This window comes from Streptomyces tricolor (assembly GCF_002155905.1).
In the GTDB taxonomy this organism is placed as follows: Bacteria; Actinomycetota; Actinomycetes; order Streptomycetales; family Streptomycetaceae; genus Streptomyces; species Streptomyces tricolor.
In genome coordinates this window covers 1-1,547 of record NZ_MUMF01000667.1, presented here as the reverse complement: position 1 = coordinate 1,547, position 1,547 = coordinate 1, and the positions used below count along the sequence as shown (strand labels likewise).

1 protein-coding gene is annotated in these 1,547 nt (G+C 74.0%); it reads right to left on the bottom strand.

The window, feature by feature from the left end; all coding sequences use genetic code 11:
• Nucleotides 1-37 precede the first annotated feature (37 nt).
• Nucleotides 38-1,547: nicotinate-nucleotide--dimethylbenzimidazole phosphoribosyltransferase (gene cobT / locus CCN44_RS36940; RefSeq protein ID WP_143650254.1), on the bottom strand; the 1,510-nt coding region annotated here is incomplete at its 5' end.

Genomic DNA, 1,547 nt, shown 5'->3' with positions numbered 1-1,547 from the left:
CACGGACCTGCCCGGCGACCGCGGTGCCCCCGTCCTGCTACTTCTCCGTGACCCCCGCCGAATCGAACGTCGCCACCTCGTGCATCGCCCGCGCCGTGCTCTGCACCAGCGGCAGGGCCAGCAGGGCGCCCGTGCCCTCGCCGAGGCGCAGGTCCAGGTCGACCAGCGGGCGCAGGCCCAGCTTGTTGAGGGCGGCGACCTGGCCGGGCTCGGCGCTGCGGTGGCCGGCGATGCAGGCCGCGAGCACCTCCGGCGCGATGGCGCGGGCCACGAGGGCCGCGGCGCCGGCGCTGACGCCGTCCAGGATCACCGGCGTACGCAGTGAGGCACCGCCGAGCAGCAGGCCGACCATGGCCGCGTGCTCGAAGCCGCCGATCGCCGCGAGGACGCCGATCGGGTCGGCCGGGTCCGGCTGGTGGAGTTCCAGGGCGCGGCGGACGACGTCGGTCTTGCGGGCGAGCGTCTCGTCGTTGATGCCCGTGCCGCGCCCGGTCACCTCGGCCGGGTCGGCGCCGGTGAAGACGGAGATCAGCGCGGCGGAGGCGGTGGTGTTGGCGATGCCCATCTCCCCGGTGAGCAGCGCCTTGTTGCCGGCCGCGACCAGGTCGCGGGCGGTCTCGATGCCGACCTCGATGGCCGCCTTGGCCTCCTCGCGGGTCATCGCGGGGCCGGTGGTCATGTCGGACGTACCGCCGCGGATCTTGCGCGGCAGCAGGCCGGGGGTGGCCGGCAGGTCGGCCACCACGCCCACGTCCACCACGCACACCTCGGCGCCGACCTGGTTGGCGAAGGCGTTGCAGACGGCTCCCCCGCCGAGGAAGTTGGCCACCATCTGGGCGGTGACCTCCTGCGGCCAGGGGGTGACGCCCTGGGCGTGCACGCCGTGGTCGCCGGCGAAGATCGCGACGGCGGCGGGCTCCGGGATCGGCGGCGGGCACTGCCGGGACAGCCCGCACAGCTGCGCGGAGATGATCTCCAGCATGCCGAGCGCGCCGGCCGGCTTGGTCATGCGCTTCTGGCGCTCCCATGCCTCGCCGAGCGCCTTGGCGTCGAGCGGGCGGATCTGTGCGACGGTCTCGGCGAGCAGGTCGTGGGGTTCCTCTCCGGGCAGGGCGCGGCGGCCGTACGTCTCCTCGTGCACCACCCAGGACAGGGGGCGTCGCTTGGACCAGCCGGCCTGCATCAGCTCCGGCTCGTCCGGGAACTCGTCGACGTACCCGACGCACAGGTAGGCGACGACCTCCAGGTGCTCGGGCAGGCCGAGCGCGCGGACCATCTCCCGCTCGTCGAAGAAGCTGACCCAGCCGACGCCGAGGCCCTCGGCGCGGGCGGCGAGCCAGAGGTTCTCCACCGCGAGCGCCGAGGAGTAGGGCGCCATCTGCGGCTGGGTGTGACGGCCGAGCGTGTGCCGGCCGCCGCGGGTGGGGTCGGCGGTGACGACGATGTTGACCGGGGTGTCGAGGATGGCCTCGATCTTCAGTTCCTTGAACTGCTTGGCCCGGCCCTTCGGCAGCGACTTGGCGTACGCCTCGCGCTGCCGCATGGCC